We start from the raw sequence: 23,771 nt of genomic DNA on the forward strand, positions 1-23,771 counted from the left end.
GAACAGTAACTAACTACGAATTGTGTCCATAAGCATAATGGTAGTGATAGCTGTACCTGTTCAAGATACTTTGCTGTATGTCATTTAATATGATGCCATCGACTTGTATGTTTGCTTTACTCATCTGTTTGATGGCATAGACCAACTGGCCCTCTACTGAATGATCAAATTTGGTGACGATAAGTACTTTGTCTGCGTGCTGTGCTAACACCATGGCGTCTGATGCAGCTAATATAGGAGGCGCATCAATAACGATATAGTCGTACTTCGTTTTGAGCGCTGCCATCAAATGATTGAACCTCTCTCCTATCAATAACGAAGTCGGATTATGCGACGGTCGTCCCCGCGATATAAGGTCGATATGCTCCATACCAGTTGGCTGAATAAAGCTTTCAAGGTTTAACTTAGCCATGTCAATATCTAACCGAGGCTCATTATCTGATAGAGAGCTATCTTTATCTTGCAGTAAGTAATCTGTGAGACCACTGTCTGAATTCATACCAAACATTTTGTGCAGCTCCCCTAAACGCATATCTCCATCGATAATCAGTACCTTTTTACCAAGCTGTGCAAATACCTCGGATAAATTGGCCGTAATAAAAGACTTACCGACACCTGGACTTTCTCCGGTGATTAATATGGTCTGAGCGGATTTCTCATCTGCTGTCTTCGTCGTCTTACCAAATAAAAGGTTTGTCCGTAAATTTTTAATTGCTTCATAACTCAAGCCATTGTGATCAACGTGAGCAAGCATCCGACCAGTATTTTTCTTGTTCCTACCTAGCTTAGATATCGAGGTCGAACGTGGAATCGTTGCAATAACAGGAATTCCCGTTTTAGACTCTAGATGTTCTGGGTCTTTTACGACATTTCTAATTAAGTTTCTGATTAGAACCAGCATTACCCCAAGTACAGTACCTACGAGTAGCGCCAGCAGCATAATTTGGAATTTGTTTGGTGCAATGGCATCGAAGGTACTGGTCGGTCTATCTAGAATACGGGCATAACCAACCTGACCAGCTCTAACGATTTTTAATTGTTCATAGTTTTTGAGCAGTGTGAGGTAAATCTCTCTATTAATGGCTGTATCTTCTGATAGCTTTAAGAACTCTCGCTGTATTTCAGGCAGTCCTGCAACGGTGCTACCTATTGCTCCTATTCGACTGTTGAGGACTTTTAGTTGCTCATTTATCTGGATAACGAGTGGGTGCTCATTGGTATAGTAAGTCGTTAGATCTGCTCTCTTTAATTTGAGATCATTGAGCTGCTCATCGATTCGAGATTTTTCATTTAGTAATAGCTCAGCCTCTTTACCTACATCGATGGTGCCGTGCTTTTTACGAAACTCATTGAACTGAGCTTCAGAGGCGTCTAATTTTTCTTTTAATGCTGGAATCTGCGTTTCCATAAAAGCCAATGTTTTGGTCGTTTCTTCCGTACCACGAGATTGGTTTTGATCAATATAAGACTGGACTATCTGATCAAGTGTGGTCGTGATTTGCTGTTGGTTTGTGCCTGTCATCGACAGCTGAATAATATTGGTTTTATCGCCTTTTTCTTCCACAGACAATGCGCTGTTAATCGCATCTGTCGTGGTCTTTAAGGTCTGCTTAGTGATGCCAATAGGATAACCGTCTGTAGGTAGCTCAGTTACCGTAATATTAATCTCACCGTTTACCCCATTGAACTGGTGCGGCTGACCCAATTGTCCTTTGAAATCATCTAGTCCATTGCTCAGGACAAATCCTGTGTCAGACTGTGACAGCGTAAAAGATTGGTTTAAATACGCTGGTGACACATCGAACTGATTGATTTGTACGATCCCGTTTTTTGTGCTCAAAGACACTCCATCATTTGTGTTCAACTGAGTGTTAATGCGGTCGTTTGTTATTTTATCGAGATAGCCAATATTAGGATCGGTCAGTTTGATGTCTAGATGTAGCATATCGACGACTGGCTCTAGTATCATCCGAGACCGTATGAGCTCGGCTTCTGCCTCAGCCTTGCTCACTTCTTCTCCGACCAACTCTGAGATGTTTGCACCAAGCGCATCGACTCCTTGGGAGTTTTCTTCAATTTGAATCAGCGCATCAGACTTGAAGGTCGGATTAATATAACGTGTATAGAAAAATCCTATTAAGAGTCCGACTGCTGCCATAAGGGCTATGACTTTCCAGCCACGCAACAAAACCAAAACCAGCGCCGTTAAGTCGATGTTGTCATTGTCGTTGTCACCCTTAGGTGTCGATAGGTCTTTTGAATCTATATTATTCATAACCATATACCCATTATTCAATGTTAATCGCTTAATAGCTTCCGCTTAGCTTCAAGTCCCTAACTGCCCTTGACTGCAGTTAGATTGCTCCCTGCCTTATCGCACCTTATGAAACCTATTACTCTACTTTCTATTCTTATCTCACTTAATCTCAATATTGAAATTCAAAGCACATCCAGTATTTTCACTAGCTATCATTTATAACCCTGATATCACGTTTATGGCAGAGGTTGACGGTAATATCGCGCTAATCACACGATTCCAGCGGGCCAAGCCTGTTGGATCCACATAAAGAATGTCATTGGCTTGCATGTCAAAGCGACTGGCTAGTGCCAAGCTTGTGATGCTCTGCATGTCGACGTAATAGATATTTGTGTACTGGTACTGAGGGTTATCGCGTACGATATATACTTTGGCTGCATTAGCCGTATTGGAATTTAGGCCATTTGACTCGCCCAATACATGCGCTAAGCTCAGCCCTTGTTCTGGAATCGCAACTGGCTCAATTTTGCCAAATTCACCCAATACGTAGACCTTATTGCGGCTTTGGCTATTGACGTGGATAGAGTCACCATCCCGCAGATAGATTTGATTGGCAGACAGCCCCATTCTTTGTAGTGACTGCACTCCTAAGCGATAGCTATTGCCCTGACGATTTAGCACAATGTTATTTGAATCGCCAGTCTCAGTGGTACCACCTGCCATAGAGATAGCCCCATATACCGACACTGGCACATCAGCTATAGCAAACTCGCCAGACTGCTTCACCGCACCATCTACAAAAAACTTGCTACCACGGTAATTGATGATTTTGACTTGAGGATCTGAATACTTGAGATATCGCTGTAATTTGCTTTGCAACGTAGCGGTGAACTGCGGCACGCTCAGCCCACTGGCTTGAACTCTGCCTATCAATGGAAACTGTATATACCCTTGTTGATCTACCGTTAAGCTAGCAGTTGACGCATTAATATCTGGATAATTGGTAAGGATGATATTCAGCACATCCCCTTTCGCAATGCCATAATTGACTCGTCCAGAGGTTTTGATCAAATGAGAGAGATCTTGAGTAACAGTAGGCGGCGCTGTACGCGGTAAAGTTGCCAGACTTAAAGGCTGAATATGAAATTGAAGACCGTTTTCTGCGGTAAAGGTGCCAGATTCAGGAAGATTTCCTGACTGAAGTCCTGAGTTAATCGTACAGCCACTAAACAACCCCATCAGAAATAAGCAAAATATGCTCATTACCAAGAAGCGTTTGTGTACAAAAATGAAATATTTATTAACCATAACAGTTACTCATATTTATATTTGTGAATCAAACCAGTAAACCTCACCACAATATTTATATTCGTAAAAAAGAATATATTTAATAAATATACACCTAAACTATATTCAGTGCAATACATATAATCTGTCATAAAATAATTAAGTGACTATTTTGAAATTTCTCATCAAGCCCTTTATTTGCGGCTAATTATGAAAATTGTTATTAACTTTTAGATTGTTGAGCGATAAAAAAACGGAAGTGAAAACAGCTCCATAATAAATAAATTTTTTATTTTTAATCTGAAGAAATTCAGCTTAATAAGGGCTTGTTTCGATTGCATTTATGATTGGAACTATCCTTTTAATGCCGAAATAGTGTAAGTGTTTGTATCTATGTATTAACTTATATAGTTAGTCACTGAGAGTCTTCGAGTCTATATTCGTATACGACTAATAAACTTTTATTGATTAGCACCATGTTTGTTTATGCATTAATAATCAGTAAGGTATTGGTTTACGTGCTAAATTTGTTAAAATAGCGTAGAATAGTCAATCCAATTTTTTACATTGAGAAATGTAAACCCACCGACTCAAGGATATTATGATGAAAGATGAAAAATTACAGAAAGCACTCGCCCGTATGGGACTTGGTTCACGCCGTCAAATGGAAGAAGTCATCAAATCTGGCCGCGTAACGGTTAACAATGGTCCTGCGACCATCGGTGATCGCGTCTCGCAAGGTGATGAGATTCGCGTTGATGGCCGTCAAATAAAATACACTTCTGAAAATGAGAAGCGTCGCCGTGTTATCGCTTACTACAAGCCTGAAGGCGAAGTTTGCTCGGCTAAAGATCCAGAAGGCCGCCCAACTGTTTTTGAACGTTTGCCAAAGCTGACGCATGATCGCTGGGTAATGGTTGGACGTTTGGATATTAACTCAACTGGCCTATTGTTATTTACTAACGATGGCGAAATGGCGCATCGCTTGATGCATCCATCTGGTGAAGTCACTCGTGAATATGCCGTGCGTGTATTGGGTGAAGTAACGCCTGATATCGCCCGTGCATTGACCGCTGGCGTCATGCTAGAAGATGGCCTTGCCAAATTTGAAGACATTAAAGAAGGCGGCGGCGAAGGCGTCAACAAGTGGTATCACGTCCAGCTAAAAGAAGGCCGTAACCGTGAAGTACGTCGTTTGTTTGAGTCACAAGGTTTAAAAGTTAGTCGTCTACTACGTACACGCTATGGCACGATTGTTCTACCAAAAGAGCTACGTACTGGCCGTTTCTTAGAGCTTGATAAAAAAGAAATCAACACGTTGACGGATTTGGTCAGCTTGCGTCCACGTTATGGCACGGGTCTACATGGCGCAGCCAAAGAAAAGCAAGAACGTATCAGAAACAAGCCGCTTAAAGCGCGTCGCACTGACACTCGTAGCGATAACCGCAATAGCAGCGCGAAACCTAAAAGTAGCGCTAGCCCTGCCAGCCGCGGTACACGCAACACCCGTGATCGCAATGATAAGCGCTAGTTAAATTGGTTTAACATTATTCTAAGTCTTAAATAGATTTGGGATAAACGTAAAAAAGCGGTCAATGATAAATAGTCATTGACCGCTTTTTTTGTGTCTTTTTATAGGCTTCAAAGTTTACAGGCGTCACAGTTGCTCAGTATAGATATAGCGGCTCAGCTATCATGGCTATTAATATAGTGCTTCATGACTCGCAGTTCTTGTAGCTGCTCCTCGTCCATTTGCGCCAGTAATCTACCCAAACGCTGCTCAATATTATCTAAAACACTCTGCAATAATTCACTAGCCTCTAACCTCTTTTCGCTATTCTCATTAGTGACGTTTATATTTGTTAATTGATAGTGAGTAGCCAGCATTTCGGGTAACCGTGTTTGCAACATTTTATTTAATACAAACTGTGCTTCTGTTATCGCTGGTGTCTTATGTTGAGTTTGTAGGGCTGCTTGATAAACGTGATAGCTGCTTACTTTTTCATCGATACGTTTTAACTGGCGTAGTTGCTGCTCTGACAATGTTTTTAAGTGCTGTTTATCTAACGTTAGCTGCTGCAAGCTTAATGTGGCTAATGACAAGGGCGCATTGTAATCCTGATAAGTGAGTACGCCAGGTGAGATACCGACGGCTTTATGAAAAGCCTGCCAGCCTTTTTTACCTAGATAGAAGGTAGTGACGGTCGTTACAATACCAATGCCTATTAAGATACTCATATACGCTTGCTCTTTACCCTTTCACCATTCAACTTTGTATTTATAGCTTAATGTCTTTAGCACTCACATCTTCACCAGTCGGGCTTTCAATCGCTTGGATATTTACATCACTGCTAGCATTACTACTGACATTGCTATCGGGCTTTTGAAACTCTGTGTTATTAGCAGGATTGTCAAAACGTTTTTGGAGATAGCGATTGGTTGCGAGTAGCTTTTGACCGTCTTGATGATATGACGCGTTGAGCAGGTCATCGAACTGTGTGTTAATTGTCTTAAGCACGTCTAACAAGGCTTCTTTGCCCGTGACATTAGAATGCTTAATTTTGGTAGTATCAGCAAGTGCACTATCCGTCACATCTAAATCATGTAAGCGGCGATAGTCAGCGACGGCTTGTGGCACATGCCTATCCATTAAGTTTTGAATCATAATATAAGTTTCGTTGACGGTATCCTTATCATCAATCTTACCATCGTTATTGGTATCGCCATACATGACACGCAACTTTTCACCCTTTGTATTAATTTGATCAAGAGCAGTCTTAACGTCGACGGGTAGGCTTTTTTCAGGTATATAACCCAGTTGCGGCATCGCCTTATATTCGAGCATTTTGGGTGCTGTGACTTTTTTAATGCCACGATAACCTAGATATAACCCAGCCGCTGGCAACAGCCCATACAAAACAAACATTACGAACATCGCAGTCATTTGGGTCATTATATTGTCCTTATTACTTATCAGAATGTCGTGGCTGATTTCTTATGGTTGTTATTATTAAACAAAAAAATAAGGCTCTGTTAAAGCCCTATATTGTTATGCACTAGGTCGATTGTGTTTTTTGATAATACTTAACCTTTGCAAATGTACGAGAGAAAGTGTCATCAGCGAAAATTTAACTTTGCGTACGGCTCTTCACATAACGGTGGGTTGAGGCAAGGCGGTTTAAGACTGTCTGATGCAATTCATCCAATAATTCGTCAAGCTCGTAGTCAATCTCTAAGAACAAGTCTGTCAGCATATCACCGGCTGTCATCTTGCCCTGCACCATATTATTTTTGGTGCGATGCGGACTAAAGCGTTGTAGCTGCTCATAATGATGTAATGCTTCAGGAATACTTTCGGATACTAATTTATCGATGACGAACTGACGCTCATTATGTTGCTGCTGTTGCTGTTCGTTCAGCTCACTACTCCACTCACGGTAACGCTTTAGCTTACCGTTGATACGATCTAATATCGCAACGGCTTCAATAGGCATGGCATTTAGGGTGGCCTCATCGACCACATCAACAAGCTCAGTCATAATCGGACAACGTCCATGTTTGAGATACCACAAGGTATCTGGGTCAAAAGGCGGTCTATTGGTTGGGCGCATTTGAGCACGATTGCTCAGATAGCGATCGGTCAAAGGCGTGGACGATTGGCTATCACTCACTTGTGCCAACGCATCACATATGCGGTTTACACGTTCAGGCGGAGTCAATGTAGAACGCTCTTGTACTGCGTGATTGCTATCATTATCGGCAGCAGCATCCTGTTCATGATTGACGCTCATCTCCTGAGCATTCTTTGCTGCCAATGTCGGTAGGTCATCTTGAGCTTGCCCAAATGACTGTAGCATTCTTGTCAAACTGACTACCATGACTTGCTCTGCCCCTCGTCTATTACACTCACATTGCGCGTATATTGCATACATTCATTCAATAGCGTATCTTAGCAGGTTTTTGCTGGCCTGCCAGTAAGCAAAATGTCACCATTCCTACACGCCAACCGTTAAGCACCGTATTATGAATGCTCCCGATTATATCTCTGGTTTCCTACTTGGGTTATCTCTCATCATTGCTATTGGCTCTCAAAACGCCTTTGTACTCAAACAAGGTCTCAAACGTGAGCACATATTTTTTGTTTGTTTGTTTTGTGCGGTGAGCGATGCATTTTTAATCTCAGCAGGTATTGGTGGTTTTGGTGCAGTTACGGCCCGCTATCCTCACGTTATAGATATCGCAAAAATAGCAGGCGTTATATTTTTATTAGGATATGGCTTACAGAGTTTGTATGCCAGCGTACGCGTGTCACATGCTTTGACTGTCGAAGGACAGGTCGTGACTAGCTTAAAAAAAGCCTTGTTACTATGCTTTGGTTTTACTTGGCTAAACCCGCACGTCTATCTAGACACATTGGTACTCGTCGGTATGGTTTCTACAGGTGCAAGCAGTAAATTGACGTTTGCCGCAGGCGCAATTAGCGCCTCGTTTTTTTTCTTCTTTGCGCTTGGGTATGGTGCGCGATTACTCAGGCCTCTATTTGAGAAGCCTAAGGCATGGAACATACTGGATGCTTTGGTAGGGTTGTTAATGCTGTATCTGGCTTGGCATTTGTATCAAAGTTGATAGAAATATAACTAGGAAATGATAGATAAGCTGAGTGTTGAATAAAATGAATATTAAGTAAACAACGTGTTGGATAAACTAAATCACATCGATATCCGCTAACCGCTGTATAAATTATGTGGTTAGCGGTAGTATTGTACTGATCATTTACATCAAGCTAGGAAAGAGCGTACGCAGTCCATTAACGATAATCTCGATAGAAACGGCGGCCAATAGCATACCCATGATTCGACTCATGATGTTCAAACCAGTATCGCCTAGTAAGCGACTGATTCGACCTGCCGCCATCAATGCCAAATAGCAAAACAGACTGATAAATAAGCCAGCAATTAAAATGGCAGATACCTGCAAAATACCTGATACTTGTGAAGAATAAATGATAACCGTGGAGATACCACCAGGCCCAATCATCATCGGAATCGCGAGGGGAACCACGGCAGCCGCCATCGAGACTGGTGCATCTTTCACATGATCAACATCGAAGTTCTCTTGATCAGGTTTAACCGGGTTACCCTCTCCATTCATCATATTTAGCGCAATTAAAAACACCAATATACCGCCTGCTAATTGGAATGAGCCGATAGAAATACCAAGGGTTTTTAGTAACGTCTCACCTGCAATCGTAAAAAAGCTGATGGTGATAAAAATGGTCAGACAAGCAACGCGCGCGACCTTACGTCGATTGTTCATCGAATAGCCGCGAGTCAAATCTAAAAATAACGTCAATGCGCTAAATGGATTGATCAATACCATAAAGGCTAGGATTATCTTGATAATTTCAGTATTCACTGAGCGCTCGCTTGTCTATTGATACCGCTTGTGCAAAAAGATAAGGTCATCGTGCGAGTGCAACGATGACCCAATAGGCAACTAAAAATAGCATTGTAGCATAGGCAGATAAGCTAATAAAATCATTAACTTTGCGACGTTACGCCTACATGTCACCTTAGTAAAGCTTCAGTGTAAAAACAAGCATTTAACAGATTATCAGTACAAGCTATCAGTATAAATTACCGATCAATTAACTCAGTGATAGCCCTTGTCATAAAATCGAGCGCATGTAGTGCTATTAGCCTGTATTACGTCTGCCCTTATGCACTAAAATCTAGCCCAATATCTAAGGCTGTCGTACTATGCGTCAAATAACCCATCGCGATAAAATCAACCCCTGTACTTGCCGCCGCTTGTACCATTTCAGGCGTAATACCACCTGAGGCTTCAGTCTTTGCGCGACCCTTACACATAGTAACCGCTTGCGACAATGTTTCAGGCGACATGTTGTCTAATAGCACTAAACTCACACCTGCATCGAGCGCTTGCTCTAATTGCTCTAGCGTATCGACTTCGACCTCAATAGGAATCAGATGCCCAGCAAATTTCTGTGCTTGCTGAGTGGCTGTTTTTATATCACCAGCAATGGCGATATGATTGTCTTTAATTAAAATCGCATCATCCAACCCCAAGCGATGATTGCGTCCGCCGCCGCAGCGTACGGCGTATTTTTGTACGATACGTAAGCCTGGAATGGTCTTGCGTGTACAAGTAATTTGTGCAGGATATTGCGCCACGCTATCGACAATTTGACGTGTCGCTGTCGCAATACCACTGAGATGGGTCATAAAGTTCAGTGCCGTGCGTTCTGCAGTCAATAAATGACGCGCGTTACCTTTTACGGTCGCTAACACTGCACCAGCCTCTACTGTTTCGCCATCCTGTACTTGTGCAATAAACTCAATTTGTGTATCGACTAAGGCAAAAGACAAACGAGCCAAGTCGATACCGCATATCACGCCTGCTTGGCGTGCCTTTATCTGTAGCTGCGCTTGCATATCGGCTGGGATAGTAGCTTGTGAGGTTACATCACCACGCCTACCCAAATCTTCAGTTAGTGCATTCTCAACCAATGGTTTAAGCAATACGTCATCCAATGCTGGCTCTTGTTCAATTGTCATCTTTGACCCTTATCTAGGCATGATATTGATAGAAACTGCTTGTTATTTAAACTCAAAATGAGCATAAATATAGCGCAAAGTTAGCGGCCCTGCAAGGAAAGGTGACAAATTTTTCGTTTTACAAACCGATTTAGAGATAAAACGGACTGGCTTGAAACGATTATTTGCGCTTGGGAAGTTTACTATCCATCAATAAACTCTGTAATTCAATATCATGACGGAAGCGATATAGCTTGGCGGGACGACCGCGCTGAGCAGTGCTACTCTCTCCTGTATCCATTACTAGATTTTGCGAATCAAGCAAGCGACGGAAGTTTTGCTTGTGCAAGCGCACTCCTGATAATGCCTCAACACTCTGCTGCAACTGCGATAAGGTAAAGACGTCTGGCATCAGACCAAAAATAAGCGGTCTATATTCAATCTTCGCGCGCAGTCTCGAGATAGCAGTAGCAATCACGCGACGGTGATCGTAATACATGGGGACGCCTATGCGTTGTGACCAGTCTTCTGGCAAGGCAACAGCTTGATAATTGGGCGGATAATTAGGGGCTTCGGGTATCAGACCTGCTTCATAAAGCATTTCATAACGTAGTAATACATGCTCTGCAATCCATTCTCTACTTTCATTATCGTGTTCGTTGACGGGTTGACTGTCAGTGAGTTTACCACTTGCCAAAAACGCTTCGTCCAGCCCCCAACATAAGCCAATGCGCTGATGCCTGCGCTGTTGGACAATCGGGTCGTTGGCAGTATTGGCCCATTCGAGTAGCGCAGGCACGATAAAGTCCATAATAATACTGGGCATACCGTCCAGATGATTTTCCCACGGGAAATAATCATACCAATCTCGCCAGAGTGCTTTGCTTTGGAGTGCCTGCGTTTGCGTTTCTTGCACCAAACCCAAATAACTCACATACACCAACGCATGACCGTCGATGTTACGTCTATTGGTATCGACAAAGGTATATAACTGCTCTAAATATCCAAGCGGTTGCTGCGTTTGCTCCTCTACCCACTGACGTACTCCCGCTTGTAGCGAGCGATGTAGCGGCATAAGTGGCCCATTTGGCAACAGCTTGCCTTGGTCAACGGTTAGAACGCGCGCGATATGATCGGTGATAGCGACCAATACGGCGACCACTTCTGTCGTGCCGCTACCTTGCTGGTGCGCATGTGAATAAGACAACGTCATGGCTTTGGGAATTATCCTTTTTCTCTGAAATGTAGAAGGCTATCAGGGTTAATAGCTATGGTATGGCTTAGTATAGCTCGAATTTAAAACTATCATAGTCTGTGGTTGTAAGTATGAAAAATCAATAACGATAAATAGTTATAAGGGGCATGGATTAGCATTATTTTTAAGCTCAGCACGGCTTAATTGCACATTACTTTGAGCACTAAAGCTTAATATTTTGACTTATTGAGTATAAAAAACCACTTGTAATTATGCTCAAAATGAGCATAATTAAGACAACTTATAAATTTATTGTGTTCGACTATCTATTTTTTAGCTCATACATTTATCGTTATTGCACCAACAAAGGCTGCCATTATGAAAAAATATCCTTACGACGCACCTATCATGAGTACGGACAATCGCATCGCCACTCAGATGAACATTGAATATGCCAAGGCTAAAATGCCAGCAGACTTGCCTCGCGCTGAACGCATCGTGGTCGAAGAAAATATTAAGAAGCTACTGAAAGAGAACAATGCCGTACTGGTAGCACACTATTATGTCGACCCTTTTATCCAAGACTTGGCCTTAGCAACCGGTGGCTGCGTCGGTGACTCACTTGAAATGGCTCGGTTTGGACAAGCTCATAGCGCTCAGACTTTGGTCGTCGCTGGTGTGCGATTCATGGGTGAATCAGCAAAAATATTAAGCATGGAAAAGACCATCCTCATGCCAGATTTGGAAGCCGAATGTTCGCTTGATTTGGGCTGCCCTGCTGATGAGTTTTCAGCATTTTGTGATGCCCATCCTGAACGTACTGTGGTCGTCTACGCCAATACCAGCGCTGCAGTAAAAGCGAGAGCTGATTGGGTAGTCACCTCATCTGTCGGTATCGACATCGTTCGTCACTTACATGCACAAGGTGAGCCGATTATTTGGGGCCCTGACCGTCATTTAGGCAAATACATCGCTCGTGAGACTGGCGCAGATATGCTGCTGTGGCAAGGGTCTTGCCTCGTGCATAACGAATTTAAAGCCACCGAACTAATGCAATTAAAAGAGGAACACCCAGAGGCCAAAGTCTTGGTACATCCTGAGTCACCTGATAGCGTGGTTGAACTAGCCGATGTGGTCGGCTCGACTAGCAAGCTTTTGCAATCAACGTATGAGATGGATGCTGATACCTTTATCGTCGCTACTGATTTGGGCATATTGCACGAGATGCAAAAACGCTCACCAAACAAGCGATTCTTGGCCGCACCAACTGCTGGTGAGAGTGCAAGCTGTAAGAGCTGCGCGTTTTGTCCTTGGATGGCCATGAACGGCTTAAAAGGGATTGAACAGTGCTTAACCAATCAAAGCGGTGAAGTGCTAATGACACCTGAGCTAGCAATAGCAGCTAAGAAACCATTACAACGGATGCTCGATTTTGCTGAAGCACAAAAGCAACGCGTGGCCGCCAGTGGCGACATAGTAAAAGACCGTACGCTGTTCGCTAACGTTGGTGCAGCCTAGCATGAGTCAGTCGCATTCAGTTGATCGTTCCAGCACCACTAGCTATATAAATAACAGGAGCAGCAGTGATATGAGTAATATTATAAAAACTGATGTTCTTATCATTGGGGCTGGTCTGGCAGGCTTGAGCACCGCGCTATCTCTGCCAAAATCGCTGAATATCACTGTTTTAAGCAAAGCGGCACTTGAGGTTTGCTCAAGTCACTACGCTCAAGGTGGTATCGCAGCCAGCTTAGACACGGCGGACTCTGTGACTGATCATGTCGCTGACACCTTAATCGCTGGTGCAGGATTGTGTGCGACGGACAATACTGCTCGTATCTTGGGTGCTGGACAGCAAGCGGTGCAGTGGCTATGCGAACAAGGTGTGCCATTTACTCAAACTACTTTAACTAAAGAAAATGATAATACACCTGATTTTTCAGTCTTAAAAACCAGTGACTTACACTTGACCAAAGAAGGCGGTCATGGCTGTAGACGTGTGGCCCATGCGGATGATGCAACGGGTCGACACGTGATGGATGCCTTAACCACCAAAGTACAGACTGCGGCCCATATCACTATCTTGCCTTATCATGAAGCATTGGAATTACTAACTTCACCTATGATTAGCAGCTCCTCTTTTAGCATGAACGATAGAGAGATTAAACATTGCCGAGGGGCGCTAATCTTTGATCATGTCAATGAGCGCCAACTCACCATTCATAGTGCGGCTGTTGTACTGGCTAGTGGTGGCTTGGGCCAACTATTTAAGCGTGCCAGCGCGCCCAATGTTTGTGTCGGTGATGGCGTCATGATGGCATGGCAAGCAGGCTGCCGCTTGGCAAATTTAGAATTTATTCAATTTCACCCAACGGGCTTAGCATTAGATGACAGCAGCTTCTTGATATCTGAAGCGTTACGCGGTGAAGGTGGACGACTGTATTGTCCGCAGACTGGTGTGCGCTTTATGCTAGACGTTGATGAGCGCGCTGAGTTGGCGCCACGCGATATCGTCGCTCGAGCAATAGCCAATCAGATTAGTAGTAACGGACTTGGCTATGTGCACCTTGATGTCAGTCACTTGCCAGCTGCATTTATACAAGCGCATTTCCCGCAGATTTACCAGACGCTGCTAGCACTCGGCATCGATATGACCACAGACCCTATTCCGGTCGCTCCGACTGCCCACTATAGTTGTGGCGGAGTGGTGACTGATGCCAATGGATTGACCGATATTGCAGGGCTGTATGCAGCAGGTGAAGTTGCTTATACAGGGCTACATGGAGCCAACCGCTTAGCAAGCAATTCATTGTTGGAGTGTGTGGTGGTTGGTCGCAACATCGCCGCTAATCTGCCTTCTTACTTAACAAAATTGGAACGCTTAAAGAACTTAGAAGCTTTAGAGAAAACGGCTGAAGCTTTAGAAAAAATGGCGCAGCCACATACGACTGCCTATTATGAACTGCATCAGTTAGCTGCCGATATTTGGCAATCCCCGACACTAGAAAACACGCAATTTGTCATCTTACCCTCTTCTAAGCAGTCATCGCATCCAACTTATAATGCCGATAAAGCGCTTCATTCTGACGTAGATAGTGCAGAGATAACTATAGCGTTGAAAGCTCTTTTGACAGCCAATATGGGCATTACACGTAGTACCAAACAATTAGAGCAAGCATTGCGACAAATTGAGCAGTGGCAAGAGTCAATCGAACATACTGAGATCATGCTATCTGATACGAGCAGTAGAACTCCTACTACTAACAGTGAGCTTGTCATTTTTCAATTGGTGAGGCAATTAGCGTTAGCAACGATGATTGTTCAATCGGCTTATCAGCGTTTTGAGAGTCGCGGTGGGCATTACCGTGAGGATTATCCTAACTTAGCTGAAACGCCTTTAACCAGTATCATTCTGCCACGGAGAGACGCTACGCTTAGCTCCTTTTCTCACATTATAGAAGACGAGCGTTATCCGATACCTATTACTGACCATATTTAAGCCTACGACAGATAATAGCCAAACCCATCAAGGACGATATCTAACACTATAGTTAAAGAAGCATTTAAGCTATCATTATGGATAGGCTCTAAATATCCTCTTCTATTTGAGTGTCCATGGTATGGCTTCTGATATTGTGTTTGTGATTGCCCTGATGATAATCGTCAGCTTGGCTTGGAGTGTACTTGCCGTACATCGTCTGCGCAAACGCTTGCCAAAAATCTACCTGATAGCCCGCTCGTGGTGGTTGATGTTAGCCGCCCTCTGCACTTGCTATGTGATTGCAAAAATAACGAACGATACGCAAGGTTCTCATTTGCAAGTATATCCCTATCAATGGCTGCTCATTTTATTTTTTATATTAATTGGTTTACGCGGTAGCTACGAGATTAAACGCCTATGGTGTTTACGCAGTAAAGCCGTACTCATTCATAAACTCCAAGCGCAAGGCTTACAGCCAAGTACTCCCATGCTAGCGAAAACCTCTATCAATCTGACTCAACACTATACGCGGCTCAACTCCTTAGACCTGCTACTGAGTGTTACTTTCCTCTCACTCATCATTAGCCTTATAGCCTTACAGCAATTGACTTGGCAACGCGAACAATATGGCGTTTTACTCTTCGTGTTATTCGCCAGTCAGTTTAATGATATTGCCCAATATCTATGTGGGCGACTGCTTGGACGTAAACTGTTTCAACGAGGTCTTGCTCCAACGGTTAGCCCCAATAAAAGTATTGAAGGAGCTGTCTTTGGGAGTTTTTTTGCAGCGATATTGGCAGCATTATTGGGTCTTTGGCTCACCCCTTTTGATTGGGGGGTCTGTTTATTAGCTGCCTATGGCTTGGCTGTGAGCGGTATATTTGGAGACTTATTAGAATCAGCCTTTAAGCGCCAGCACGGGGTAAAAGACACCGGAACGATGCTCGCTGGTCATGGTGGGGTATTAGATCGGATAGACAGTTTGCTGATTGGAGTACCAGCATTTACCCTACTGTACTGGTTATTTGGTTAAACCTAGTCAAAATATTGATAGCCATACTATCTGGCTTTATCCAGTTTACTGCGCAATATCCAATTGAGCACAGGCTTAGGTAAATGATTTAAGGCAGTGATATAGCGCATCGAGCGTGGAAATATCGCCAGTTCTACATCATCGTCAATCGCTTGCATAATATGATCAACCGCTGCTTGCGTGCTCATGATAAATGGCTTATGGCTAGCATCGCCATCGTTTAAATCACGTAATGCTTGAGTATTGATATAGCCTGAAGCAATACAGTTCACTTGGATATCATAAGGTACAAGTGCTGCCCGATAAGCACTAGCCGTAGCAATCATTGCGCGTTTGCTTTTTGCATAAAGGCTGGCATAAGGATAATCTATCGTGCCTGCGATAGAGGCAATACAGATAAGGCTAGGTCTATCACCTTTAGTCACATCTAACGCTTGATGTGATTGTTTTAACTGCTGCTTTAACTGACTGCTTGCCCATCTAAAAACTTGCTCAAACGCTTGTAAGTTGATCGCTAGCATTTGGTCGCTATCGGCTTTATTTAGGTGATGGATACGCTCATTAGTATAGCTACCCGCACTATAGATCAGCCTTTGAAAACTAATATCTGACAAACTGTCTAATAATGTTTGCGTTTGATTTGGTTCAGTTAAATCACACACATAAGTCACGATAGCAGGATGCTGGCGGTTGATATCAGCTATTTTTTCTGTGCTACTTCCAACAACGCTTACTTGCCAGCCAAACATCTGATGATGCAACGCCAATGCCAAGCCAATGCCACTTGTACCACCAACGATAATAATATGCGGCGTATAGTTTCCAGTGGTGTCTTTTGCGAGGTTTTTCATAATTTATGCTGCTGTATATAGTCGACCGTACGCTGATAGCCATATTGCCATTGCGCCTGCATTTGCTGCACAAAACTGTCATAGTCGCTATGTATTAGCTCAACGGTCATTTGCTTTAGGTTAAAACGCTTTTGCACATTTTGACCTGCTAACTGCTGCTCGTTATCTGCAAAAGGTAACCAATGTAGCTGATGGTTTTTATTAGTGGTGTCAGTGCGAGGCGACACGCTGATTGGTTGGTAATCATGCACCTGTGCCAAGCGCTCGTTGGGATCAAAACCAAAAACACGCTGAATCGCGGGAGCAGCCAGCCATGGGTCATAACCTGCCTTAGTCTCTGCAAATACGCTATCACCCGACTGACAGGCTAGCTCAATCGGTGTAAGATTAATCACACCTCCTAAACACCAGCCAAGCTCTGTGATATGTGTGGGCGGTAGATAGTACATATCAGCCATAGAAGCACGGATCACTGGGGCAAAATCCCATTGTGTTTGAACCTTTACAGACTGGTGTATGCGTCCGTTTGCAAATGTGTGCGCTGGTGATGTTATTTGCTCGTCAGCCAGACTTGATACTGATTTTGGCAAATTTGCTAAGCGCGGCGGCGCAAATAACAACTCTTGTAGTGTGAGTTTTTCATTATACAAACCATTAGCAGGTGCTTGATACAGGCGGCTAGCAATGATTGCTATCTCTGGCGTTGCTTTATCAGTATTGCCACTATCATTATTACTAGGAGCGAACCGCGACAATTCATCTAGCCAGTACTGCTCGTTATCGATACGAAACATCGCCAACTGCTGTAGCTCATTTAACAGTCGCTCGTAGCTGTCTGCTTGCCGTTGTCCTTGTCCATTATCCCTTTGCTTTGATAACCGCCAACGTTTGAGTGCATGGGTCATATAACGCAGTTTTAGACGTTTATTGGCTTCATCTGGCGCGACATGTCTGATGGCAGTGATGACGCGATATAACTCACGGCTGCACATCAACGCTTGCAAATCTTTAGAATCAGGCGCAAGTTGTACTAAATAAGCAGATAAACTCCCACCGCAAGTACCAACGATAATATCTGGCGTCAAATCATGCGCTGCTAGTGCTGCATAACTGCCCAAATAATAACCAAAACGTGAACCGCCGCCTGAAAACAGCTGAACACGCTCATAAGGTTTAACCTGCTCATTTTTCATCTATTACTCGTTATCAGCTGGTACAGTTTTAATCGCTAACGAAACAGTAAATATCCCAAAGCGATCGATACGCATCGTGATTTTCCTAAAGCCTGCCCGCTCAACCAGTTGATCCATCTCTGCCTGCGAACGGCAGCGCATCACCCAACTACTGCCCCGGTGATTGTTTAATGTTTTACTGATAAATTCCTGTTCAGGGTGCCATGGTTGGTTGGTATAAACCAGATAACCGCCCGATTTTAAACTGTCATAAATACCTGCCAAAGCTGTCGCTGGTAGCGCATTATCAGAGAACAACTCAAACAACCCAGAGGCAATAGCAAGATCTGCTTTTTCAGTATCGGTACTAGTATCATTCGTATCTGCATCGATATAACTGGCAGAATCAAAGGCGTCCCTTTGACTGGTCACGACTCGACTGCTCATGGCCAAACGCTCCGCCTTTGCTTGCAATGCTTGGATATTATGCATCTCATAATCACGCAGCTCAGCATACAAATCTGTAAACTCTGTCAGCAGATCAAATGCATAAAAACCATGTCCACTAGCGATATCTAACAGTTTTGATTGGTATGATTTATTGCTACTTTGATTTTTATCTTCGATATCTGCAAGTGCTAAACGTGCCAACTCCAATATATGCTCACGACGAATACGAATACCTTGCCAGCCGATATTATTTAAATAAAACTTATCGACTGCCTGTCCAAACTTATTCTGACCGCTGGGCTTATTGTAATAGACATGATCTAGCGAATGACCAGAATCAAATCCATGCTCAAGCCCTGTCGCAATTGCATCGCTGACATGACCAAACTTCTGCATCGCAAAACGGGTAATTGCAAAGTTTGGATTGAATGGTTTAATCGCCAAACGATCTACTTTATCCTTACTGGCACTGTTTAAGTGAGCGGTACTTAGATCAGGGGCTTGGATTGGTGTGCTAAATACCTGCTCGGCAAACTCAATACAGTCGACGAATACATCGGCTTTATTGGTCTCATGAAAGATTGCATGGTAGCTGTCTGGATACAACTGCCAGCGTTTGATCGATGCGTTAATCGCTTCATAAAACGTGCGCTCAGCCTGCTTATCGACCACATAATCCTTGCCCGCACACAAGACGAACGTCGGTACGGTAATGGCACCTGCATCATCAAGTAAACGCTGACCCGTTGCATGAGTGTCGATGAGTAAGTCGGTCGAGATACTGTTGGAGATTAACGGATCAGCATTGTAGGCTTGCTGCGCGTCTTTATCATGGGTCAGTACTTGTGCTTTAACATAGCTGCTGACACGTGACATCAGACCTAGCGTACGTGCTACCTTCAGTGATGGTATGGCAAAGGGCAGATACAGACGAATACTGAGCGCAGGCGTGCCAAGTATCATGCCGCGAATATTGGGCGCATAATCATGTACCCATGCTGCTGCCAATACCGCGCCGATACTACTAGCGACAATCAATGTATCTTCAATAGCAATGCCTGTTTGCCCAATCACCAGTTGTACAAAACCTTCTAAATCTCGCTCAAGCTCGGTAACGCTCTCAGCATGATCTTTGATACCCCCTGAGCGCCCATTACCGCGCGCATCCCAAGCAAATACTTGATAGCCAGCTGTTGCAAACTGCTCTCCCAACTCTGCCAATCGTCCCGAATGCTCATGCCCTCGGTGCAATAAGATAACTTGGCGCAACGGTTGGTTGGCTTGCTTAATATCTTCTAAAGGCTTCGTTAGCCAATAGCGATAATAAATAGCGGTGCCATCGTAAGCGTTATAACAGCTCTCACCATTGATGATTTTAGATGCAGGCAAATCAAAACCAACACTGGCCTGTTCTTCGAATTTTTGACTATCAATGGTTGTGGTTGGCATTTCTTTGAACTCCAATGGGCGAGCGTTATCAGTAGAAGTATTTGGCAAAACAACAGTAAGAGATAGTGAGGTGTTTGTTGACTCACCCAGAACGGATCGCAGCTCAGGTGGGTTACGCATTAAGTATAACTCTGTCATATAACGTAGTCGATTGAGACAGGTCTTTAATAACATCACCTCTGTTAATATAAATAATTGACTCATTTTGATAGCAGGTAAAGCCACCTGCCCTTTAATACTTACTGGCGCTTTGGCTCTAATGCCCATAAACGCACCAAGCATACCTAATAAGAAGGCACGATCGCTTTTGCCCAAAGGCCCTTGGTTAGCACGAACACCTAACATGGTATTACTAGTAACGCCCAACAGCTCGGTGCCAATACTAAGCGCGATCAGAGCAGTGATATGATGCTGAGAAGTTGATATATTCGTTGGCAAGTTGGCTATTAACGTTTGCTGTTCTTTATCATTGATATGATTGGTCAGAATATGAGGGGTCAGGCTCGCTAATAGCGCCGTATCGGCAACCATATCACCTACCTCGTTTAACACGGCTCCTAGCCTTGAAGCCTGCCCATGCTCACGCGCCATCATGCCATCGATGGCATTGAGTGCCATACGTACAAACAATGATGATGGTAATAAAAGCCACAGCCGCTGCTGTTCAGCTGCTGGTTTGGCAATGATATAGGCAGTACCGATACTTAATAAAACAGCGGATACTGTCACTTGGTTAGCGGTAATATTTTGCTCAACCAGCGTATTGCTTATCGGGCGTAGCTGATTTTGAAACTGAGTTTTGAGCTGATATAGCGACATGAGTCTAGCCAAATATTTCCAGTACTTTAATGTAGCAACAAAAGTTTGTAAGGTAAAGAATTACAAAGCGCTCAAAAACGTTCAAACATTTTTAAAAAGATATTTATTAACATCATTATAATCGTCTAATTTTTCCATTTTAGTCTACAACGACCAATGATTTGCAATGAATCTCAGTGGCTCATATCAATACTGCTAACCTTATATGGTACAATCTTCAGCTTCTTAAAAACGCCTTATTAAAAATGCTGCGAGCCCGACATCATGCAAAGCCTAGTCACCCTTGTTCTGGTATTAATGCCAATGTTTATTGGCTTTGCCATTCCGTCTAACCCTACCATGACAAAATTGGCCGACAAAGGTCTATCATACTTGGTATTTATCATCCTAGCGTTGATCGGTATTGAGCTGTCTCAGGTAGAAGGGCTGGGTAACCAGCTGGGTGAAATTGCGCTGTATGTCACTGTATTATCAATACTGACAATTGGCATGGGATTGTTTGCGCTTATGCTGTTTGACCATCTGCGTCCGTGGCATGCCAAAAAACCAAGTGTAAAATCTAAAGAGCATCGTGTCAGTATTCGAGGCAGCTTAGCACAGGTCGTTTGTGTGGTGATTGGAATGGTGATTGGCTATTTCTTGCCTGCTGATTATATGCCGCCCGAAAACTCTATGACTGTCATGCTGATGATTTTGATATTACTGGTCGGTATAGGCTTAAAAGGATCGGGCATCACCTTAAAAGAAGTATTACTGAATAAACGCGGCGTAGAAATGAGTGTCATCTTTACGCTAGCGGTATTGGCAGGCGGGCTTATTTTCGCGCTACTATTTACGGATGTGTCATGGACGAAAGGCTTAGCACTATCGTCAGGATTTGGTTGGTACTCGCTATCAGCGATTGTCATGACCGATGCTTATGGCGCGGTTTGGGGTAGTGTCGCGTTGTTTAATGACTTAGTACGTGAGTTCTTTGCGTTAATCTTTATTCCAGTATTTATGCGCAAATACCCTTCCGCCGCGGTTGGGCTTGGCGGCGCGACCAGTTTAGACTTTACCTTGCCTATCATTCAGCAGTCAGGTGGTCTAAAAGTCGTGCCACTAGCGATTAGCTTTGGCTTCCTAATTAACATTGTCTCGCCAGTGCTGATGGTCTTCTTTTCGGCGCTTGGGTAGGGATAGCTTTTGGTGACTGATTATGATTTAAAACTCAGTACATATATCTGATTTCGAGTCATTTTGATTATGATGAACCACTCCGTCTTCAGGCTCTGTCGCTAGTCCATAGACTCGACGATTCATGGATTTTCCCTCTGCGGTGTCAGCTGATGCAATAGGCGCTCTGATACCACAGTCAAAAGTACTCAAACGACTAGGCTCGATGTCGTGTTTTAAAGTAAGGTAATTTTTGACCATCATAGCTCTATTTTTGGGTAAAGCACTTAACGCCTGCCCCATTTCATCTTCCGAAATATGAGCTTCAATTTTCATAGTAGCAGTATCGTACTTACTCATCTGCTCTGCTACTTTATCAAGATCAAACTGGTACTCTTTTGACAACTCACTACTACCCTTAGCAAAAAAAGCACGATACTCCATTTTTAGACCTACTCCAATGCCCGAAAAAGGACAACCTGCTTCATCTATTATCACTTTCCAAGGTGTAGCAGGACATTCATCTATATCATCAAGTACGCCATCCCCATCTGAATCCGGAGTATCTGGTACTAACGTAATAGGCGGCTCTTCAATACTTTGATTGAGCGCCGTGCTTTTCAATGGTATCTGACAACCTGTCAGTGTCAATACGCCTAGCATACCCATCATCATTATCGATAATTTAATAATCATGGTCTACTCATCCTTAAGTATAGAAACTAAACCCCACTCGCCTGCTTAGCAAATAAGCGCATCAATGGCTTGATTTTGCTGACTCGGTACATACCTTCATTACGGATTTGCTGCACAGGACGCAATTGGGCAAGCGACCCTGCAAATAACCAGTTAAGCGCAGAAAAGCTATGCATCATTAGAATATTATGCGGACGGCGCGAACGCTCATAATGACGTAGCGTTTGATTACTTCCCCAAAGCGTACCGCCACTACGGGTAAAGTCATGCTTTAGCTGCTCACATAATACTTGCACGTCCAGCATACCAAGGTTCAGTCCTTGACCTGCCAGCGGATGTACGCCATGAGCTGCATCGCCAATAAGTACCAAGTTATCAGCGACGTAGCTTTTCGCTTGTTGCGCTGCTAATGGAAAACTAGCGATAGACTCAATTTGATTAATCGCACCTAACTCGTAATTGCTGGCAGCTGCTAACTTATCAGCAATAAATCGTTCTTCTTCCTCTATCAATGCCAATGCTTGATTGCGCGGCAATGTCCATACTATCGACTGCCAATGCTGCGGGCTTGTCTTATCAACATCGGTTATATCAGCTAGCGGCAATAGTGCCAGTGTACCCGTCGGTAGCATAGCTTGGCGTGCAGTTGCCTGATGCGGTTTCTCAGTCTGAATCGCACAGCAAATCGCGGTTTGATTATAATCAAGTGTATCTACGCCAATCCCTGCTTGCTGACGGACAAATGAACCGCGCCCATCAGCGCCAACTAATAGACGTGTATCAATCGCTTCGCCATTGTCCAGAGTTACACGGTAGCCTTGCTGCGCCCCTAGCCAATCCATATTGACAACTTTATGACCAGCGATAAGGGTCAGATAGTCGCTGACATCCTCTTCATGCAAGCGTTGCCATAGCGCATACTCGATAACAGCAGGCTCAACCATACTACCTAATAATGTAGGCTCATGATTTTTACTACTATTACCTTCGGCGCCGCTGTCTTCACTTTCGCCAAATAATAGCTCACCCATCCCATTTAGCTGCCATACCTGCATTTGCGAGTAATCAGCCTTACGCTCAGAGCTAGCAATCTTTTGCCACGCGCCAATATCTTTAAGCAAATTAATACTAGCCATACTGAGTGCATAGACACGTGCATCACGTTTGCTAAGTACGTTTTGCCAAGCTGATTCATCACGCTCAGGGCGGGCATCAATCAACGTCACTGGCATTTTGTCTTGCGCCAACTTTAGAGCAAGCGTCGCCCCAACGATACCGCTACCGATAATCAGCGTATGATTATTTTTCATAAGGTGTCTCTCAATATTGCTCAATATTAGAATGCTTATTATCAATCTTGATTACAGTT

19 protein-coding genes are annotated in these 23,771 nt (G+C 43.6%); 6 read left to right on the plus strand and 13 right to left on the minus strand.

Features of this window, described 5'->3' with window-relative positions; all coding sequences use genetic code 11:
- Positions 1-13: 13 nt before the first annotated feature.
- Both ACTXGF_RS23810 and ACTXGF_RS23815 read right to left on the minus strand, forming a co-directional pair.
- Positions 14-2,275, minus strand: a complete 2,262-nt coding sequence (locus ACTXGF_RS23810; protein WP_443532371.1) for a polysaccharide biosynthesis tyrosine autokinase — start codon at positions 2,273-2,275, stop codon at positions 14-16.
- A gap of 198 nt (positions 2,276-2,473) precedes the next feature.
- Complete coding sequence (locus tag ACTXGF_RS23815) at positions 2,474-3,520, minus strand: polysaccharide biosynthesis/export family protein (RefSeq protein ID WP_443532370.1); 1,047 nt, start codon at positions 3,518-3,520, stop codon at positions 2,474-2,476.
- 628 nt (positions 3,521-4,148) lie between these two features.
- Between ACTXGF_RS23815 and rluB the strand changes: the two genes are divergently transcribed.
- Positions 4,149-5,075, plus strand: a complete 927-nt coding sequence (rluB, locus tag ACTXGF_RS23820; protein WP_101206234.1) for a 23S rRNA pseudouridine(2605) synthase RluB — start codon at positions 4,149-4,151, stop codon at positions 5,073-5,075.
- Positions 5,076-5,230: 155 nt separating this feature from the next.
- Here the strand turns inward: rluB and ACTXGF_RS23825 are convergent, their stop codons facing one another.
- The 3 genes from ACTXGF_RS23825 to ACTXGF_RS23835 all read right to left on the minus strand — a co-directional run bounded on the left by ACTXGF_RS23825 (position 5,231) and on the right by ACTXGF_RS23835 (position 7,401).
- Positions 5,231-5,782 carry a hypothetical protein gene (locus ACTXGF_RS23825; RefSeq protein ID WP_443532368.1) on the minus strand — a complete coding sequence of 184 codons (552 nt, stop codon included), beginning with the start codon at positions 5,780-5,782 and terminating at the stop codon, positions 5,231-5,233.
- Positions 5,783-5,822: 40 nt separating this feature from the next.
- Positions 5,823-6,497 (minus strand): hypothetical protein, encoded by a 675-nt coding sequence (locus ACTXGF_RS23830; RefSeq protein WP_443532366.1) that lies wholly within the window; start codon positions 6,495-6,497, stop codon positions 5,823-5,825.
- 175 nt (positions 6,498-6,672) lie between these two features.
- Positions 6,673-7,401, minus strand: coding sequence for a hypothetical protein (locus ACTXGF_RS23835; RefSeq protein ID WP_443571664.1), 729 nt, complete (start codon positions 7,399-7,401; stop codon positions 6,673-6,675).
- Between the two features lie 166 nt (positions 7,402-7,567).
- On the opposite strand from ACTXGF_RS23835, the gene ACTXGF_RS23840 reads away from it, so the two are divergent.
- A complete protein-coding gene (locus ACTXGF_RS23840; protein WP_201547640.1) occupies positions 7,568-8,170 on the plus strand; it encodes a LysE/ArgO family amino acid transporter in 603 nt (200 codons plus the stop codon).
- A gap of 147 nt (positions 8,171-8,317) precedes the next feature.
- Here the strand turns inward: ACTXGF_RS23840 and ACTXGF_RS23845 are convergent, their stop codons facing one another.
- The 3 genes from ACTXGF_RS23845 to ACTXGF_RS23855 all read right to left on the minus strand — a co-directional run bounded on the left by ACTXGF_RS23845 (position 8,318) and on the right by ACTXGF_RS23855 (position 11,314).
- Positions 8,318-8,959 (minus strand): MarC family protein, encoded by a 642-nt coding sequence (locus ACTXGF_RS23845; RefSeq protein ID WP_082624565.1) that lies wholly within the window; start codon positions 8,957-8,959, stop codon positions 8,318-8,320.
- 302 nt (positions 8,960-9,261) lie between these two features.
- Entirely contained in the window at positions 9,262-10,122 is an 861-nt protein-coding gene (gene nadC / locus ACTXGF_RS23850) for a carboxylating nicotinate-nucleotide diphosphorylase (RefSeq protein WP_443532361.1), read from the minus strand.
- A gap of 160 nt (positions 10,123-10,282) precedes the next feature.
- Positions 10,283-11,314: an NUDIX hydrolase gene (locus tag ACTXGF_RS23855; protein WP_443532359.1), complete on the minus strand. Its 1,032-nt coding sequence runs from the start codon at positions 11,312-11,314 to the stop codon at positions 10,283-10,285.
- Between the two features lie 360 nt (positions 11,315-11,674).
- Between ACTXGF_RS23855 and nadA the strand changes: the two genes are divergently transcribed.
- The 3 genes from nadA (at position 11,675) to ACTXGF_RS23870 (ending at position 15,810) form a co-directional block, all read left to right on the plus strand.
- The gene (gene nadA / locus ACTXGF_RS23860; protein ID WP_443532357.1) at positions 11,675-12,814 is read left to right on the plus strand and encodes a quinolinate synthase NadA; all 1,140 of its coding nucleotides are present in this window, start codon (positions 11,675-11,677) and stop codon (positions 12,812-12,814) included.
- 70 nt (positions 12,815-12,884) lie between these two features.
- The gene (nadB, locus tag ACTXGF_RS23865) at positions 12,885-14,795 is read left to right on the plus strand and encodes an L-aspartate oxidase (RefSeq protein WP_443532355.1); all 1,911 of its coding nucleotides are present in this window, start codon (positions 12,885-12,887) and stop codon (positions 14,793-14,795) included.
- 121 nt (positions 14,796-14,916) lie between these two features.
- Positions 14,917-15,810, plus strand: a complete 894-nt coding sequence (locus ACTXGF_RS23870; protein WP_443532354.1) for a phosphatidate cytidylyltransferase — start codon at positions 14,917-14,919, stop codon at positions 15,808-15,810.
- Positions 15,811-15,836: 26 nt separating this feature from the next.
- Here ACTXGF_RS23870 and ACTXGF_RS23875 read toward each other — a convergent pair whose 3' ends face one another.
- Genes ACTXGF_RS23875 through ACTXGF_RS23885 form a run of 3 tightly spaced genes read right to left on the minus strand, consistent with a single transcriptional unit; the run spans position 15,837 to position 20,551 of the window.
- A complete protein-coding gene (locus ACTXGF_RS23875) occupies positions 15,837-16,661 on the minus strand; it encodes an SDR family NAD(P)-dependent oxidoreductase (protein ID WP_443532352.1) in 825 nt (274 codons plus the stop codon).
- Positions 16,658-17,854 (minus strand): patatin-like phospholipase family protein, encoded by a 1,197-nt coding sequence (locus ACTXGF_RS23880; protein ID WP_443532350.1) that lies wholly within the window; start codon positions 17,852-17,854, stop codon positions 16,658-16,660. The genes ACTXGF_RS23875 and ACTXGF_RS23880 overlap by 4 nt, the downstream gene beginning before the upstream one ends.
- A gap of 3 nt (positions 17,855-17,857) precedes the next feature.
- Entirely contained in the window at positions 17,858-20,551 is a 2,694-nt protein-coding gene (locus tag ACTXGF_RS23885) for an alpha/beta fold hydrolase (protein ID WP_443532349.1), read from the minus strand.
- Positions 20,552-20,815: 264 nt separating this feature from the next.
- Here ACTXGF_RS23885 and ACTXGF_RS23890 point away from each other — a divergent pair, with 264 nt between their 5' ends.
- A complete protein-coding gene (locus ACTXGF_RS23890) occupies positions 20,816-21,727 on the plus strand; it encodes a LysO family transporter (RefSeq protein WP_443532347.1) in 912 nt (303 codons plus the stop codon).
- A 27-nt stretch (positions 21,728-21,754) separates the two neighbouring features.
- Here ACTXGF_RS23890 and ACTXGF_RS23895 read toward each other — a convergent pair whose 3' ends face one another.
- Positions 21,755-22,402 (minus strand): OmpA family protein, encoded by a 648-nt coding sequence (locus ACTXGF_RS23895; protein WP_443532345.1) that lies wholly within the window; start codon positions 22,400-22,402, stop codon positions 21,755-21,757.
- Positions 22,403-22,428: 26 nt separating this feature from the next.
- Entirely contained in the window at positions 22,429-23,712 is a 1,284-nt protein-coding gene (locus ACTXGF_RS23900) for an FAD-dependent monooxygenase (protein WP_443532344.1), read from the minus strand.
- Between the last annotated feature and the right edge of the window lie 59 nt (positions 23,713-23,771).

Origin of the sequence: Psychrobacter sp. 1Y6, from assembly GCF_052258385.2 — a bacterium.
Classification (GTDB): domain Bacteria; phylum Pseudomonadota; class Gammaproteobacteria; order Pseudomonadales; family Moraxellaceae; genus Psychrobacter.

Excerpts from the sequence above, each read along its gene's own strand:
- ACTXGF_RS23855 (WP_443532359.1), bottom strand. The coding sequence starts at position 11,314 with ATGACGTTGTCTTATTCACATGCGCACCAGCAAGGTAGCGGCACGACA.
- ACTXGF_RS23870 (WP_443532354.1), top strand. The coding sequence starts at position 14,917 with ATGGCTTCTGATATTGTGTTTGTGATTGCCCTGATGATAATCGTCAGC.
- ACTXGF_RS23890 (WP_443532347.1), top strand. The coding sequence starts at position 20,816 with ATGCAAAGCCTAGTCACCCTTGTTCTGGTATTAATGCCAATGTTTATT.
- ACTXGF_RS23815 (WP_443532370.1), bottom strand. The coding sequence starts at position 3,520 with ATGAGCATATTTTGCTTATTTCTGATGGGGTTGTTTAGTGGCTGTACG.
- nadC (WP_443532361.1), bottom strand. The coding sequence starts at position 10,122 with ATGACAATTGAACAAGAGCCAGCATTGGATGACGTATTGCTTAAACCA.
- ACTXGF_RS23825 (WP_443532368.1), bottom strand. The coding sequence starts at position 5,782 with ATGAGTATCTTAATAGGCATTGGTATTGTAACGACCGTCACTACCTTC.
- ACTXGF_RS23880 (WP_443532350.1), bottom strand. The coding sequence starts at position 17,854 with ATGAAAAATGAGCAGGTTAAACCTTATGAGCGTGTTCAGCTGTTTTCA.
- ACTXGF_RS23875 (WP_443532352.1), bottom strand. The coding sequence starts at position 16,661 with ATGAAAAACCTCGCAAAAGACACCACTGGAAACTATACGCCGCATATT.
- ACTXGF_RS23810 (WP_443532371.1), bottom strand. The coding sequence starts at position 2,275 with ATGAATAATATAGATTCAAAAGACCTATCGACACCTAAGGGTGACAAC.
- nadB (WP_443532355.1), top strand. The coding sequence starts at position 12,885 with ATGAGTAATATTATAAAAACTGATGTTCTTATCATTGGGGCTGGTCTG.
- ACTXGF_RS23840 (WP_201547640.1), top strand. The coding sequence starts at position 7,568 with ATGAATGCTCCCGATTATATCTCTGGTTTCCTACTTGGGTTATCTCTC.
- ACTXGF_RS23835 (WP_443571664.1), bottom strand. The coding sequence starts at position 7,401 with ATGCTACAGTCATTTGGGCAAGCTCAAGATGACCTACCGACATTGGCA.
- ACTXGF_RS23830 (WP_443532366.1), bottom strand. The coding sequence starts at position 6,497 with ATGACCCAAATGACTGCGATGTTCGTAATGTTTGTTTTGTATGGGCTG.
- ACTXGF_RS23885 (WP_443532349.1), bottom strand. The coding sequence starts at position 20,551 with ATGTCGCTATATCAGCTCAAAACTCAGTTTCAAAATCAGCTACGCCCG.
- nadA (WP_443532357.1), top strand. The coding sequence starts at position 11,675 with ATGAAAAAATATCCTTACGACGCACCTATCATGAGTACGGACAATCGC.
- ACTXGF_RS23895 (WP_443532345.1), bottom strand. The coding sequence starts at position 22,402 with ATGATTATTAAATTATCGATAATGATGATGGGTATGCTAGGCGTATTG.
- ACTXGF_RS23900 (WP_443532344.1), bottom strand. The coding sequence starts at position 23,712 with ATGAAAAATAATCATACGCTGATTATCGGTAGCGGTATCGTTGGGGCG.
- rluB (WP_101206234.1), top strand. The coding sequence starts at position 4,149 with ATGAAAGATGAAAAATTACAGAAAGCACTCGCCCGTATGGGACTTGGT.